The 13882-nt window shown below is 61.1% G+C and carries 16 protein-coding genes; 9 read left to right on the top strand and 7 right to left on the bottom strand.

What is annotated here, in order from left to right; translation table 11 throughout:
* Positions 1–46 precede the first annotated feature (46 nt).
* Positions 47–1015, top strand: coding sequence for a cysteine synthase A (cysK, locus tag JJQ51_RS27455; protein ID WP_145322177.1), 969 nt, complete (start codon positions 47–49; stop codon positions 1013–1015).
* A 100-nt stretch (positions 1016–1115) separates the two neighbouring features.
* Here cysK and JJQ51_RS27450 read toward each other — a convergent pair whose 3' ends face one another.
* The 6 genes from JJQ51_RS27450 to rsmI form a co-directional block, all read right to left on the bottom strand.
* Positions 1116–2648 (bottom strand): YifB family Mg chelatase-like AAA ATPase, encoded by a 1533-nt coding sequence (locus JJQ51_RS27450; RefSeq protein WP_069611083.1) that lies wholly within the window; start codon positions 2646–2648, stop codon positions 1116–1118.
* 192 nt (positions 2649–2840) lie between these two features.
* A complete protein-coding gene (gshB, locus tag JJQ51_RS27445) occupies positions 2841–3788 on the bottom strand; it encodes a glutathione synthase (RefSeq protein WP_152095607.1) in 948 nt (315 codons plus the stop codon).
* 89 nt (positions 3789–3877) lie between these two features.
* Positions 3878–4381, bottom strand: a complete 504-nt coding sequence (locus tag JJQ51_RS27440) for a cupin domain-containing protein (protein ID WP_113329924.1) — start codon at positions 4379–4381, stop codon at positions 3878–3880.
* 98 nt (positions 4382–4479) lie between these two features.
* On the bottom strand, positions 4480–5475 hold the full coding sequence (locus JJQ51_RS27435) for an endonuclease (RefSeq protein ID WP_269245543.1): 996 nt from the start codon (positions 5473–5475) through the stop codon (positions 4480–4482).
* 100 nt (positions 5476–5575) lie between these two features.
* Entirely contained in the window at positions 5576–5956 is a 381-nt protein-coding gene (locus tag JJQ51_RS27430; protein WP_246661832.1) for a YraN family protein, read from the bottom strand.
* Positions 5949–6857: a 16S rRNA (cytidine(1402)-2'-O)-methyltransferase gene (gene rsmI, locus JJQ51_RS27425; RefSeq protein ID WP_269245542.1), complete on the bottom strand. Its 909-nt coding sequence runs from the start codon at positions 6855–6857 to the stop codon at positions 5949–5951. Before rsmI ends, JJQ51_RS27430 begins: the two co-directional genes overlap by 8 nt.
* Before the next feature lie 252 nt (positions 6858–7109).
* Between rsmI and dnaN the strand changes: the two genes are divergently transcribed.
* The 7 genes from dnaN (at position 7110) to JJQ51_RS27390 (ending at position 12143) form a co-directional block, all read left to right on the top strand.
* Positions 7110–8228: a DNA polymerase III subunit beta gene (dnaN, locus tag JJQ51_RS27420; protein ID WP_113329920.1), complete on the top strand. Its 1119-nt coding sequence runs from the start codon at positions 7110–7112 to the stop codon at positions 8226–8228.
* Between the two features lie 160 nt (positions 8229–8388).
* Positions 8389–8982, top strand: coding sequence for a phospholipid N-methyltransferase PmtA (pmtA, locus tag JJQ51_RS27415; RefSeq protein WP_269245541.1), 594 nt, complete (start codon positions 8389–8391; stop codon positions 8980–8982).
* Positions 8983–9001: 19 nt separating this feature from the next.
* Positions 9002–9589, top strand: a complete 588-nt coding sequence (locus JJQ51_RS27410) for a histidine phosphatase family protein (RefSeq protein WP_269245540.1) — start codon at positions 9002–9004, stop codon at positions 9587–9589.
* Between the two features lies 1 nt (position 9590).
* Positions 9591–10283, top strand: coding sequence for an orotidine-5'-phosphate decarboxylase (pyrF, locus tag JJQ51_RS27405; RefSeq protein ID WP_113329917.1), 693 nt, complete (start codon positions 9591–9593; stop codon positions 10281–10283).
* Between the two features lie 27 nt (positions 10284–10310).
* Positions 10311–10598, top strand: a complete 288-nt coding sequence (locus JJQ51_RS27400; protein WP_113329916.1) for a DUF1330 domain-containing protein — start codon at positions 10311–10313, stop codon at positions 10596–10598.
* A gap of 112 nt (positions 10599–10710) precedes the next feature.
* Positions 10711–11691 (top strand): complex I NDUFA9 subunit family protein, encoded by a 981-nt coding sequence (locus JJQ51_RS27395; protein ID WP_113329915.1) that lies wholly within the window; start codon positions 10711–10713, stop codon positions 11689–11691.
* Between the two features lie 287 nt (positions 11692–11978).
* Complete coding sequence (locus tag JJQ51_RS27390) at positions 11979–12143, top strand: hypothetical protein (protein WP_047628464.1); 165 nt, start codon at positions 11979–11981, stop codon at positions 12141–12143.
* Positions 12144–12212: 69 nt separating this feature from the next.
* Here the strand turns inward: JJQ51_RS27390 and JJQ51_RS27385 are convergent, their stop codons facing one another.
* Complete coding sequence (locus JJQ51_RS27385; RefSeq protein ID WP_069611073.1) at positions 12213–13010, bottom strand: undecaprenyl-diphosphate phosphatase; 798 nt, start codon at positions 13008–13010, stop codon at positions 12213–12215.
* Positions 13011–13161: 151 nt separating this feature from the next.
* On the opposite strand from JJQ51_RS27385, the gene JJQ51_RS27380 reads away from it, so the two are divergent.
* Positions 13162–13854 (top strand): glutathione S-transferase family protein, encoded by a 693-nt coding sequence (locus JJQ51_RS27380; protein ID WP_015338534.1) that lies wholly within the window; start codon positions 13162–13164, stop codon positions 13852–13854.
* Positions 13855–13882: the final 28 nt, after the last annotated feature.

The raw sequence follows: 13882 nt of genomic DNA, 5'->3' as shown, positions 1-13882 counted from the left end.
TTGATCCTATTGTCATTGCATAATTCCAATATAGGGAGAGCTACCCATGTCCGACACCCGCAAACCCGGCCGCGGCCGCGTCTATGCCTCGATCACCGAGACTATCGGCGATACGCCGATCGTGCGCCTCGACAAGCTGGCGAAGGAGAAGGGCGTCAAGGCCAACATCCTGGCAAAGCTCGAATTCTTCAATCCAATCGCTTCGGTGAAGGACCGTATCGGCGTCGCTATGATCGAGAGCCTGGAAGCCCAGGGCAAGATCGCTCCCGGCCGGTCCGTGCTGATCGAGCCGACCTCGGGCAACACGGGCATTGCGCTCGCCTTTGCCGCTGCCGCCAAGGGCTATAGGCTGATCCTCACCATGCCGGAAACCATGTCGATCGAGCGTCGCAAGATGCTGGCGCTGCTTGGCGCCGAGCTGGTGCTGACTGAGGGACCGAAGGGTATGAAGGGCGCGATCGCCAAGGCCGAAGAGCTGGCCGCGTCGCTGCCGGATGCGATTATTCCGCAGCAGTTCGAAAATCCGGCCAATCCGGAAATCCATCGTAAGACGACGGCCGAAGAAATCTGGAACGACACCGAAGGCAAGGTCGATATCTTCGTTTCCGGTATCGGCACCGGCGGCACGATCACCGGTGTCGGCCAGGTGCTGAAAGCACGCAAGCCCGACATCAAGGTCATCGCGGTCGAGCCGGCGGATTCGCCAGTTCTGTCCGGCGGCAATCCCGGACCCCACAAGATCCAGGGCATCGGCGCCGGCTTCGCACCAAAAGTTCTCGATACGCATGTCTATGACGAGGTAGTGACCGTCAGCAATGACGAGGCATTCCAGCAGGCGCGGCTCGTCGCCAAGCTCGAAGGCGTGCCGGTCGGCATTTCCTCCGGCGCGGCGCTTACGGCGGCTATCAAGATCGGCCAGCGTCCCGAAAACGAAGGCAAGACTATCGTCGTCGTCATCCCGTCCTTCGCCGAGCGCTATCTCTCGACGGCGCTCTTCGAGGGTCTCGGTGGCTGACAAAGCCATTCGCCATCTTGATTTGGAAAAAGGGGTGTTTCGGCACCCCTTTTCATTTAGGCCGGCTGGAGACGATCAGATGCTGTAGAGTCCCGCATTGTCAGGCATGCGCGGTCAGCCGCTCTCCGGCGATGCGATAGGAGATGGCTTCGGCGAGATGGATGCGCCCGACGGTCGGCTTGTCGTCGAGATCGGCGAGAGTGCGCGCCACCTTGAGAATGCGATGATAGCCGCGGGCGGAGAATTTCATCTTCTCGGCGGCATCGCGCAGCAATTGCAGGCCGGCGGCATCCGGCTCGGCGATGGTTTCGATCATCGCCGTCGAGCAGCGGGCATTGGTGCTGACATCCTTCATGCCGGCTCGTTCGAAGCGTTCCCGCTGCCGCTCGCGGGCGCGTGCCACGCGGAGTGCGACATCGGCGCTGCTTTCCGAGGCTGTCGGCCGGATGAGGTCGGCGGCGGAGACCGCCGGCACGTCGATGCGGATATCGATACGATCGAGCAAGGGGCCGGAAATGCGGCCCTGATAATCGGAAGCGCAACGCGGCCCACGGGCGCAGGTATGACCCGGCTCCCCGGCCATGCCGCAGCGGCACGGGTTCATCGCCGCGACAAGCTGGATGCCGGCCGGATAGGAGACACGGTGGTTTGCTCTGGCGATGACGCATTCGCCGGTTTCCAGTGGCTGGCGGAGCGCATCGAGCGCCTGCGGTGAAAACTCCGGCAGCTCGTCCAGGAACAGAATGCCGTGATGGGCGAGCGAGACTTCACCCGGCCGGGCGCGCAGGCCGCCGCCGACGAGCGCCGCCATGGTGGCGGAATGATGGGGCGCGCGATAGGGCCGCCGGTCCGAGAGCTTGCCGCCGGAAAGCTGGCCGGCGATCGAATGGATCATCGACACCTCCAGCAACTCGTTGGTCGACAAGGGCGGCAGGATCGACGGCAGGCGCGAGGCGAGCATGGATTTGCCGGAGCCGGGAGGCCCGACGAAAAGCAGATTATGGCCACCGGCGGCCGCCACTTCCAGCGCGCGCTTGGCGCTTTCCTGGCCCTTGATATCGGCAAGATCGGGTAGATTGGCGGCATTGGCGCGAACGGATGGCTCCGGCCGCGAGAGAACCTGCGTACCGCGGAAATGATTGGCGAGCGCAATCAGGCTGCGCGGCGCCAGAATATCGATCTCCTTGCCGGCCCAGGCCGCTTCCGGTCCGCTTTCGGCCGGGCAGATCAGCCCCTTGCCCATGGCATTGGCGGCGATCGCGGCGGGAAGAGCGCCGGCAACGGGCGCGATCGTGCCGTCGAGATTGAGTTCGCCGATGACGGTGTAGGAGGACAGGGCATCGGCTGGGATCGCGCCGAGCGCCGCCATCAGACCAAGCGCGATGGCAAGATCGAAATGACTGCCCTCTTTGGGCAGGTCCGCCGGTGCAAGATTGACAGTGACTTTCTTCGGCGGCAAGGCAAGGCCAGAGGCGTGTAGTGCTGCCTGAACCCTCTCACGGCTCTCCGCGACAGCCTTGTCCGGCAGACCGACGATATGCATCAGCACCTTGCCCGGCGCGATCATCACTTGCACTTCGACGGGTACGCCCTCAATGCCCTGAAATGCCACCGTACTGACGCGCGCTACCATTCCCTATCCCCTGTCGCCGAACCCGTTTGCCGTTACGTGCCCCGATCAGCAAACTTCGGGTTGCAATCTGGCATAAGACAAAGAATGAAACAAGAACAATAAACGAACAAAAATTTCACCCCGCATATCGAAATCAACGACATGCGGGGGTGACTAGATCGTTCAGTCGAAAGCGTGGCGGGGAACTGTCGATCAGGCTCGCTTGGCCTCGATCGCATCCCAGAGCAGGCTGGCGATATCGGCGCCGCCGAAACGCTTGACTTCGCGGATGCCGGTCGGCGACGTCACGTTGATCTCGGTCATATAGTCGCCGATGACGTCGATGCCGACGAGCAGGAAGCCGCGCTCCTTGAGGGCTGGGCCGATACGCGCGCAGATTTCCTTCTCGCGCGCCGTCAGCTCGGTGGCTTCCGCGCGGCCGCCGACATGCATGTTGGAGCGGGCGTCATGCTCGGCCGGCACGCGGTTGATCGCGCCGACAGCCTCGCCATCGACGAGGATGATGCGCTTGTCGCCCTTGCGCACGTCTGGCAGGTATTGCTGGGCAATGAAGGGCTCGCGGAAGAGCTGGCCGAACATTTCCAGCAGCGACGAGAGATTGCGGTCGTCACGCGTCGAGTGGAACACACCGGCGCCGCCATTGCCGTAGAGCGGCTTCAGGATGATATCGCCCATTTCATCGCGGAAACGGCGGATTTCAGCCGGATCGCGGGTGATGAGCGTCTTCGGCATGAGATCGGCGAATTCAGTGACGAAGATCTTTTCCGGCGAGTTGCGCACCCAGGCCGGATCGTTGACCACGAGCGTCTTCGGATGGATGCGCTCGAGCAGATGTGTCGAGGTAATATAAGCCATGTCGAATGGCGGGTCCTGGCGCAGCAGCACCACGTCCATGGTGGAAAGATCGACGCGCTCCGGCTCGCCGAGCTCGAAATGATCGCCCTTGACGTCGCGCAGGATCATCGGCTCGACGGAGGCATAGATCCTGCCGTCGCGCATGCTCAGCCGCTCCGGCGTATAGTGGAAGAGCTTGTAGCCCCGGTTCTGCGCCTCGAGGCTCATGGCGAAGGTGGAGTCACCCGCAATGTTGATGCTTTTCACATGGTCCATCTGGACCGCAACATTCTTGATACCAGCCATAGTCAGCCCTCGCTCGGATTTGCGGACAGATGTAGGTCGGCCTGCATCCAAACGCAACGGCTATTCAATGGCTTCCCTCAAGTGGCCGCTTAGGCAGCAAGGCCTTGTGCGCCGCCCTGGCGGACGAAGTTGCGCAGGCGATAAGCCATGGTCAGAGGCTTCGGGAACGGCTTGCGCAGAAAGGCAACCTTGCGCAGGTAGCGATCGATGCGCCATGTCGCCCAGGTGCCACCGGCAAAATAAGCGACATCGCCGGCGCTGAGCGTCCGCTCGACGCCATCTTCCGTGGTGATATGCACCTCGCCCTCAAGGATCATCACCGTTTCGTCCCAGCCGAAATACCAGCGGAACTCGCCCGCGGTGCAATCCCACAGCGCCGTCATTGCGGCATCGTCCTGCCCCCGCGAGTGCTCGGCGATACGGGCGACCGGATTCCCCGACAAAACCCAGGAGGGTTCGATCGGCGATGGCTTCATTTCCATTTCGTTGCTGGCGCCCGCCACGAAGCTTTTCGACTGCGGCATCGCGAGCACGACCGGCGCGGCACGGGTGGCAAAGGCCGCCATGCTCGCCAACATCAGTTTCAAGACCATGCAATCCCCCAAAATTCCATGTGCGTCTGCGATCTCATCGCATGGAACGGGTAAGGGGAAAGTTCATGAAACCGAGCGCATTTTAACGATTGCAGCGATCAGGCGGAAAAACCCTCGATTGTGCAGACGACCATATCGTGGTCGGAGAGCGGCTTGCCTTCTCCGTTCAGGGAGGAAACAAGGTGGCTTTCGCCGACCTTCAAGCTGCGGGTGATGAACCAGTCGAGCTTCATGGTGCGATCGGGAAAGCGCGTGATCAGGCTCGGGCGCGTGCTTGTCTGATCGAGCGGTCCGCCATGGCATTCGAAACCACGGCCTTCGGCCATGGCGAATAGGGTATCGGTCGAATAATCGCCACCGGTGTGATTGCCGGTGTTGAGATCGCCGCCGATCAAGATCGGCAGACCGGGTGCGAAGGCCTCGACTTCATCGATCAACGCCGCCAACTGCCGCTCGCGATAGGCAGCGGTTGCGACACTTTCGAGATGAACGGAAACGGCAATCATGGGACCAGCTTCTGTCTCAACAATGGCGCCGACAGCGCAACGATCGCCAATGCGCGGCTGCTCGTTGCTGTCGTTGAACCAGACGGCTTCGCCGGGTAAGCGGATCATGAAGGCATCCTTTAGGGCGACGGAGGCCATCAGGGCGTTGCCATGAAAGCCCTTCTCGTTGAAATCGTCCTTGCAGTAGGAGCGTTCGATTTCCGAACCGAGACTGAGTTCGAGGAATTCGACACCATAGGCGTAGTTCATGCCGAGTTCGCCGGCGATGATCGCCGTCGGGTCGCGCTGTTCGGTGCGGGCCATGCCCAGATCCATTTCCGACAGCTGGATCAGCGGCGCGCCGGTTTCCCGCAGCTTGGCCGCGCTTTCCTCGGGAAAGAGGCAGCGCTCGAGATTCCAGGCTGCGACGGTAAAGGGGAAGGAGAGAGCCTCGACCTTGGCATCCGCCCCGCCGATGCGCACCGTATTCAGGCAGGCGAGCGATGCAAGCTTCTCGGCGTGAACGACCGCGGTCTTTTCGAGTGAAATAAAGCTCTTGCGCTCTTCCTGCGAGGGAACGGTGAATGCGGAAACGGTGTTGCGGATCATATTGAAGCCTGTCGAAATAGCATTGTGAGCGCGGCGGAAATCGCAAACGCTTATCGGTCCGGCAATAGGCTGATTTTATGACGGTCCTGTAACGCCGTGTTCAAAACGCATCCGGAAAATGCTGCGGCCAGCGGCCGGGCAGCATGGCGACGATGTCATAGCGTTGCGACAGGCGGGCAAAATCCGGCTGTCGGGCGAGCCATAGGTCGCTCGCAGCACGGATGCGGTTTTGCGACGAGAGGGAAACTGCATCGATCGCCTCCTGTGCGCCGCGCCGCGACTTGACCTCGACAAAGATGGCGAGATCACCCTTGCGGGCGACGATATCGATTTCACCGAGCTTGGTGCGGTGGCGGACGGCCAGGATGCGATAGCCCTTGAGCATCAGGAAGGCAGCCGCGAGATATTCGGCCACATGGCCGCGACGCCAAGCCTTTTGCCGCTTCAGCTTCTCGCCGGACCCGGGCTTCATATCAGCCATGGCGCTCCTTCATGTCGAGCAGGCGCTGGTACAGCTCCTTTCGCGGCAGGCCGGTGAGGCGCGCAGCCTCGGTCGCGGCCTTGGCTGTCGGCATCGTCCCTGAGAGATCGGCGAGAATGGCATCGACATCGGCCTCTGCCGCAACGCTTTCCGCTGGCGGTCCCACAAGCCAGACGATCTCGCCCTTCACATTGTCGACCGCGTCATAGAATGACGCGAGTTCGGACAATGTGCCGCGCCGGAATTCCTCGAAGGTCTTCGTCAGCTCGCGGCAGACGGCGCCCGCGCGCTCACCGCCAAGCACATCGGCGGCGGCGGCAAGGGTGGCGGCAATGCGATGCGGCGATTCAAAGAAGATGAGGGTCGCCGGCACCGCTGCCAGTTCGGCCAGACGGTCGCGGCGGCCCTTGTCCTTGGCAGGCAGGAAACCGGCAAAGAAGAAGGCATCGTTCGGCAGGCCGGAGCCGACGAGAGCAGCCAGAGGGGCCGAGGCGCCGGGAATGGGCACGACCTTGTATCCCGCTTCGATCGCCTGCACCGCAAGGCGATAGCCGGGATCGGAGACAAGCGGCGTGCCGGCATCGGAGACCAATGCAACAGATCGGCCGGCTTCCAGAGCCTGCAGCAGCCGCGGACCGGCCTCATCGGCATTGTATTCGTGATAGGCATAGGGCTTGTTCTGTATGCCATAGCGATCGAGCAGGACGCGCGTCACGCGCGTATCCTCGCAGGCGAGCACATCGGCACCGGCCAGCGTTTCTAGCGCCCTCAGCGTGATGTCGCCGAGATTGCCAATCGGGGTGGCGACCAGATAGAGCGCCGGTTCGAGAGGGCGGGCCGGGATCTGATTGTTGTGCAGGCGGAAACTGCGCGCTCCGCTGCCTGATTGGTCTTCGCTCATGCCGGTCCTGAATTCATCTCGGATAAGCAGCCTTTATGGGCGAGGTGCGCACAGACGGCAAGAGCGGTGCAATTCCTGTGGAGCATTGCCGTCGAAATGGCGAATTGGCGCTAGGCAAAACGTCTATGCCTCTTGCATTCGGATGGAGAAGTCTGCCAAGTTGCCTGTCCAATCTTTCGGGCCTTGTCCGAAAACATGTCGCTCGGGCGCCTCGGGCCGCCCGGCTAGTCACGGTCGAAAGCGGTAGCATCCATGCGTATTACAATTGAGCGGTCGAACCTCCTGAAGTCGCTGAACCACGTGCATCGCGTGGTCGAGCGTCGCAACACGATCCCGATCCTGTCCAATGTGCTGCTCAAGGCCGATGGCACGAACCTCGACATGAAGGCGACAGACCTCGATCTCGAAATCACTGAGGCAACGCCCGCGAATGTCGAACAGGCCGGCGCCACAACGGTTCCCGCGCATCTGCTCTATGATATCGTGCGCAAGCTTCCCGACGGCTCGGAAGTGCTTCTCGCCACCAACACCGATGGCAGCTCGATGACGGTTGCCTCCGGGCGCTCGAAGTTCTCGCTGCAATGCCTGCCGGAATCCGATTTCCCGGATCTCACTGCCGGCAGCTTCAGCCATTCCTTCAAGCTGAAGGCGAGCGATCTGAAGATGCTCATCGACCGCACGCAGTTTGCGATCTCCACGGAAGAGACGCGTTACTATCTCAACGGCATCTTCTTCCATACAATCGAAAGCGGCGGCGACCTGAAGCTCAGGGCCGTCGCCACGGACGGCCATCGCTTGGCACGCGCCGATGTCAGCGCTCCCTCTGGCTCCGAAGGCATGCCCGGGATCATCATCCCGCGCAAGACGGTGGGTGAACTGCAGAAGCTCGTGGACACGCCGGATGCGATCGTGACCGTCGAAGTCTCCGACGCGAAGATCCGCCTGACCATCGGCTCCATCGTCATGACCTCGAAGCTGATCGACGGCACCTTCCCGGACTATCAGCGCGTTATTCCGGCCAACAATGACAAGGAAATGCGGGTCGATTGCCAGACCTTCGCCCAGGCCGTCGACCGCGTGTCGACGATCTCTTCGGAGCGCGGCCGGGCTGTGAAGCTAGCTCTGTCTGACGGCCAGCTGCTGCTGACCGTCAACAATCCGGATTCGGGCAGCGCGACCGAGGAGGTTGCCGTCGGTTACGAGATGGACCCGATGGAAATCGGCTTCAACGCCAAATACCTGCTCGACATTACCGCGCAGCTTTCCGGCGACGCGGCCATATTCCTGCTGGCCGACGCCGGTTCGCCGACGCTCATCCGCGACACGGCTGGCGACGACGCGCTTTATGTGCTGATGCCGATGCGGGTGTAGCGAAACTAAAGCGCCCTTCATGCGTTTAACCTACGCAAGGGCGCTTTTATTTGGTCTTTTGTCGATTGCGACATTTTCTCTTGTTATTGCGTCATTCCGTTGCAAGATCCTAGAGAAGCAATATGTAAGTCGCGACGGTAACATCTGATGGGGGGAGAGCATGGCGCTGCGTCTCAAGGAACGGCTAGGCAAGAAATTCGACGAGGAGATCCGCTTCTTCAAGGGCATGATGCAAGGCCCCAAGACCGTCGGCTCGATCGTTCCTACGTCGTCGATCACGGCCCGCAAGATGGCTAGTGTCATCAACCCGCAATCAGGTCTGCCTGTGCTGGAGCTTGGGCCGGGAACCGGGGCGATCACCAAGGCGATCCTCGAACGCGGTGTAGAGCCGCAAAATCTCGTCGCCATCGAATATTCCACCGATTTCTACAATCATCTCGTCCGCCGTTACCCCGGCGTCAATTTCATCAATGGCGATGCCTTCGATCTCGATAAGACGCTCGGCGTACTGCGCGGGCAGACCTTCGATTCCGTCGTCTCCGGCATTCCTCTCCTCAATTTCCCAATGAAGGCGCGCGTCGCGTTGCTGGAAAGCCTGCTGGATCGCATGCCGGCCGGCCGGCCGGTGGTGCAGATCTCCTACGGCCCGGTCTCGCCGATCATCGCCAAGCCGGATCGCTATCATATCCGCCACTACGATTTCATCGTCCGCAATATTCCGCCGGCCCAGCTATGGGTCTATAGCCGCGGCTGAGGCAATCGCTGAGAGATCCATGTACGCTCTTTATATTACGCATCCGCAGGTGCGCATCGACCCGAATGTGCCGGTGCCGCAATGGGGCTTGTCCGACATTGGCGCCGAGCGGGCGCGGCTGGCGGCGAGCCGGCCTTGGGCGGGCAAGCTGAGCCTCATCGTCTCCAGCGGCGAGCGCAAGGCGATCGAAACGGCCGAGGCTCTGGCGACGGCAAGCGGTGCGCCGATCGAGGTCATCGAGGCCATGCATGAAAACGACCGCAGTGCCACAGGTTTTCTAGCGCCGCCGGAGTTCGAGAAAGCAGCGGACTGGTTCTTCGCCAACCCGCATGAGAGCTTCAAGGGCTGGGAGCGCGCCATCGATGCGCAGGTGAGAATCGTCTCCAATGTCGAGGCCGTTCTTGTGCGGCACGATCCGAACGCGCCGATCGCCTTCGTCGGCCATGGAGGCGTCGGCACGCTGCTGAAATGCCATCTGGAGGGAAAGCCGATCGCGCGGCAGGGGGATCAACCGCCAGGAGGCGGCAATCTTTTCTGTTTCGATCTTGCGAAGCGCGCCGTCTCATGCGACTGGACACCCATGGAAGATTGGATGGGATGGGCTTGATATGACCGCACGCGACCGCTTGATCGTTGGACTGGATGTTCCAAACCTTCAGGAGGCCGAAAAAGTGGTCGGCGCCCTCGGCGACGATATTCTCTATTACAAGATCGGCTATCAGCTCGCCTTTGCCGGCGGCCTGGAATTCGCGCGCGACCTTGCCGCCAGCGGCAAGAAGATCTTCCTCGATATGAAGCTGCTCGACATCGACAATACTGTCGCCTCCGGCGTGGAGAACATCGTCAAGATGGGCATGTCGATGCTGACGCTGCACGCCTATCCGAAAGCCATGAAGGCGGCTGTCGAAGCGGCGAAGGGCTCCGACCTCTGCCTGCTCGGTGTCACCGTGCTGACCTCGATGGACGAAGGCGATCTGATCGCCGCCGGTTACGAATATGACCCGCATACGCTGGTGCTGCGCCGGGCCGAACAGGCCCATCTGGCCGGCATGGGCGGCATCGTCTGCTCGGCCGAAGAGTCCGCCGCCGTCCGCAAGATCATCGGGCCGGATATGGCGCTGGTGACCCCTGGCATCCGCCCGGCAGGGAGCGATAAGGGCGACCAGAAGCGCGTGATGACGCCGGCCGCTGCCATCAAGGCTGGCTCGAGCCATCTCGTCGTCGCACGGCCGATCGTCAAGGCGGCCGATCCGAGGCAAGCCGCCCACGCCATTCTCGCCGAAATGGACGCTGCACTTTAAACCACCACAACAATCAGGGAGGTCGAGATGGCAAAGGGATATTGGATCGCGCGCGTGGATGTCCGCGACCCCGAGCGCTACAAGGACTACGTCGCCGCCGCGAAGCACGCCTTCGAGAAATACGGCGCGAATTTCCTCGCGCGCGGCGGCGCGTTTACGCCGCTCGAGGGACAGGCACGCGGCCGCAACGTCGTTATCGAATTCCCGTCGCTGCAGCACGCCGTCGATTGCTATAATTCGCCGGAATACCAGATCGCGGCCAAAATCCGGCAGCAGGTGGCAGACGCGGAAATGGTGGTCGTCGAAGGGGTTTAAATCGCTTGAAAAGCCGACGCTGCAATGCAGCGCGATAGCACTTCACCTCGGCGCGCGGATCGGCTAAGACGAAACCAGATAAGCCCAATCAAAGCCTTTCGAGGAGCCTGCCATGACCCTGTCCAACCTCCCGCCGCTCGTCACCGTGTTCGGAGGATCAGGTTTCATCGGGCGACACACCGTGCGTGCGCTTGCCAAGCGCGGCTATCGCATCCGTGTCGCTGTTCGCCGCCCCGATCTTGCCGGTTTCCTGCAGCCGCTCGGCAATCTCGGCCAGATTTCGATCGTCCAGGCCAATGTGCGCTACCGCAATTCCATCGACCGTGCCGTTGAAGGCGCTCAGCATGTCGTCAACTGCGTCGGCATTCTCGCCGAAAGCGGCCGCAACACGTTCGACGCTGTACAGGAATTCGGTGCCAAGGCGATTGCGGAAGCCGCCCGCAATGCCGGCGCTTCGCTGACGCATATTTCCTCCCTCAGCGCCGATGCCAATTCGCCCTCGGCCTATGCCCGCACTAAAGCTCGCGCGGAAGCCGCCGTCCTGTCGATCAAGCCTGATGCAATCATTCTGCGTCCTTCGATCGTGTTCGGTCCGGAAGATGAATTCTTCAACAAGTTCGCTGACATGTCGCGCACCGCGCCCTTCCTGCCGCTGATCGGCGGCGGCAAGACCAAGTTCCAGCCGGTCTATGTGCAGGACATCGCGGAAACCGTCGCCCGCAGCGTCGACGGAAAACTGAAGGCCGGCACGACCTATGAGCTCGGCGGTCCGGAAGTGTTGTCCTTCCGCGAATGTCTCGAGACCACGCTTGCCGTCATCAACCGGAAGAAGTCGCTCGTCTCCATTCCGTTCGGCCTGGCTTCGCTGATCGGCTCGATCGCCTCGCTGGTGCCGCTGATCAAGCCGCCAATCACCGCCGATCAGGTAACGCTGCTGAAGAGCGACAACGTCGTTTCCCAGCAGGCGGAAGCGGAAGGACGCACTCTGAAGGGCATCGGCCTGCTGCCGACATTGCTCGTCTCCGTGCTGCCGTCCTATCTGGTGCGCTACCGTCCGCAGGGCCAGTTCACCGGCTCTGGCAAAGCCGCCTGACGATTCGGCTGTTCCACGAATTCATGCGCCGCCCGGCTTTGCTGGGCGGCGTTTTTTATTGCTCCTCAACGGCAGAAACCTGCTCCAGCAAGCTGGCGGGCCGCCGCCATTCACAGCTCAGCGTTGCTTAAAAGACGCAGTGCGGAAATAGTAGCATTAACGTCAAATTTAATATGAACATTTATTGCTATTGCTCATCTCACTGACTAACACAGCCGCGCGTCTCAGACTCGAACAACAGACCGGTCCGTGGCGCGCTTCACACTTCTGCGGAAAGGCATTCTTCGATGGGCAAGTCTATCGCGCTTCTGTTTGCGTGCGCGGCACTGGTGATTCTCGCAGGCTCCTTCGTGGCTCGCGGCAGCATCGCCTCGATCAAGGGCGAATGTGCGCCGACCTACGGCGTCGACCCCTGCACGACGGGTTCCATCGACGCATCCTCCCCGAACTGATCGGGTATGAAAAAGGCCGGTTTTGACCGGCCTTCACTTTTTCCAGGATATCAGCCTCGACGGTCGGTCTCAGCCGAAATAGAGACCGATGAGACCGATTGCGCCGACTGCAATGCGCCACCATGCGAAGGGGGCGTAACCACGGCGGGATACGAAGTCGAGCAGCGCGCGCACGACAAAGAGCGCCGAGATGAAGGCCATGAAGAAGCCGATGACGATCAGCTGACCATCGGCGAAGCTGAGATCGTGGCGGCTCTTCCACAAATCCAGCGTGAAGGCGCCGACCATTGTCGGCATGGCGAGGAAGAAGGAAAACTCGGCGGCCGAACGCTTATCGGCACCGAGCAGCAGGGCACCGACGATGGTGGAACCGGAGCGCGACGTTCCCGGGATCATGGCCAGGCACTGGAAGAAGCCGATCTTGACCGCCATGGGCCAGGAAAATTCGTAGGCGCTGGTGTATTTCGGCTTGAACTCGATCCTGTCGATGACGAGCAGAACGATGCCGCCGAGGATCAGCGAGATACAGATGACCTTCGGCGAATCGAACAGCACGGTCTTGATGAAATCATGCGCCAGTGCGCCGATGACGGCAGCAGGCAGAAAGCCGAACAGGACGGCGAGCACGAAGTGACGGGCCTTGGCGCTGACGGGGAGCGCCTTGGCGATCTGGACGAGGCGATTGAAATAGACAAGCAGAATGGCGAGAATCGCGCCGAGCTGGATCAAAACTTCAAAAGTACCGGCCGATTTGAAGCCGAGAAAATGTCCAAGCAGTATCAGATGGCCTGTCGAGGAGACCGGAATGAACTCCGTAAGCCCCTCTACAAGGCCTAAAACCAACGCGATAACAATTTGTTCAGCCATATCGTGTCCTTTGTCTAACGGCAGGGCGGCCCGATTCGCTTGTGCAAACTAGGCCAAGATCCTATAGCTTCAACCGATGACAAATGACTAGGGCCGCAGGATCGCGACCGAAAAGACTTCCGTAGCATCAATCAGAAACACCCGAGTACCAATGCCGACGCTGTATCATCACCCAATGTCATCTTCCTCCCGGTTCGTTCGTCTGATCCTGACGGAATATGGCTATCAGACGGAGCTGATCGAGGAACAGACCTGGGAAAAGCGCCGCGATTTCCTGGCGCTGAACCCGGCTGGCACCCTGCCTGTCTACGTCGATGACAGCATGCGGGCGCTCTGCGGTGCTTCGGTCATCTCCGAATATCTCGACGAGACACACGGCGTTCTGAAGCGCGATCGCCGGCTTCTGGCCGAAGATCCGTTCCAGCGCGCCGAAATCCGCCGGCTGACGGAATGGTTCATGCAGAAGATGGAGCAGGATGTGACGCGGCCGCTGACGCGCGAGCGCGTCTTCAAGCTTCAGATGACCGCCGAACAGGGCGGCGGCGCGCCGGATTCCAAAGTCATGCGCATGGCGCGCGGCAATATCCGCCAGCATATGAAGTATCTTTCCTGGCTCGCAGGTTCGCGGCAGTGGCTGGCCGGCGAACGGCTGAGCTATGCCGATCTCGCCGCCGCGGCCTCGGTTTCCGTGCTAGATTATCTGGGCGAGATCGACTGGACGGAATCGCCTGTTGCCAAGGAATGGTATCAGCGGCTGAAGTCGCGCCCTTCCTTCCGGCCGATCCTGGCGGAGCGTGTGCGCGGTGTCACCCCGGTCTCACATTACGCCGATCTGGATTTCTAGAGCGTTTTTCACGCAATTCCGAACGGAA

It is taken from the genome of Rhizobium sp. AG207R (assembly GCF_027109195.1).
In the GTDB taxonomy this organism is placed as follows: domain Bacteria; phylum Pseudomonadota; class Alphaproteobacteria; order Rhizobiales; family Rhizobiaceae; genus Rhizobium; species Rhizobium dioscoreae.
Note: the sequence above shows the minus strand (reverse complement) of the source record. Positions and strands in the feature narration are given on the sequence as shown.

Excerpts from the sequence above, each read along its gene's own strand:
- rsmI (WP_269245542.1), bottom strand. The coding sequence starts at position 6,857 with ATGAGCGAAGACCAATCAGGCAGCGGAGCGCGCAGTTTCCGCCTGCAC.
- pyrF (WP_113329917.1), top strand. The coding sequence starts at position 9,591 with ATGACCGCACGCGACCGCTTGATCGTTGGACTGGATGTTCCAAACCTT.
- gshB (WP_152095607.1), bottom strand. The coding sequence starts at position 3,788 with ATGGCTGGTATCAAGAATGTTGCGGTCCAGATGGACCATGTGAAAAGC.
- JJQ51_RS27440 (WP_113329924.1), bottom strand. The coding sequence starts at position 4,381 with ATGGTCTTGAAACTGATGTTGGCGAGCATGGCGGCCTTTGCCACCCGT.
- JJQ51_RS27400 (WP_113329916.1), top strand. The coding sequence starts at position 10,311 with ATGGCAAAGGGATATTGGATCGCGCGCGTGGATGTCCGCGACCCCGAG.
- JJQ51_RS27385 (WP_069611073.1), bottom strand. The coding sequence starts at position 13,010 with ATGGCTGAACAAATTGTTATCGCGTTGGTTTTAGGCCTTGTAGAGGGG.
- pmtA (WP_269245541.1), top strand. The coding sequence starts at position 8,389 with ATGGCGCTGCGTCTCAAGGAACGGCTAGGCAAGAAATTCGACGAGGAG.
- dnaN (WP_113329920.1), top strand. The coding sequence starts at position 7,110 with ATGCGTATTACAATTGAGCGGTCGAACCTCCTGAAGTCGCTGAACCAC.
- JJQ51_RS27380 (WP_015338534.1), top strand. The coding sequence starts at position 13,162 with ATGCCGACGCTGTATCATCACCCAATGTCATCTTCCTCCCGGTTCGTT.
- JJQ51_RS27430 (WP_246661832.1), bottom strand. The coding sequence starts at position 5,956 with ATGGCTGATATGAAGCCCGGGTCCGGCGAGAAGCTGAAGCGGCAAAAG.
- JJQ51_RS27410 (WP_269245540.1), top strand. The coding sequence starts at position 9,002 with ATGTACGCTCTTTATATTACGCATCCGCAGGTGCGCATCGACCCGAAT.
- JJQ51_RS27435 (WP_269245543.1), bottom strand. The coding sequence starts at position 5,475 with ATGATCCGCAACACCGTTTCCGCATTCACCGTTCCCTCGCAGGAAGAG.
- JJQ51_RS27450 (WP_069611083.1), bottom strand. The coding sequence starts at position 2,648 with ATGGTAGCGCGCGTCAGTACGGTGGCATTTCAGGGCATTGAGGGCGTA.
- JJQ51_RS27395 (WP_113329915.1), top strand. The coding sequence starts at position 10,711 with ATGACCCTGTCCAACCTCCCGCCGCTCGTCACCGTGTTCGGAGGATCA.
- JJQ51_RS27390 (WP_047628464.1), top strand. The coding sequence starts at position 11,979 with ATGGGCAAGTCTATCGCGCTTCTGTTTGCGTGCGCGGCACTGGTGATT.
- cysK (WP_145322177.1), top strand. The coding sequence starts at position 47 with ATGTCCGACACCCGCAAACCCGGCCGCGGCCGCGTCTATGCCTCGATC.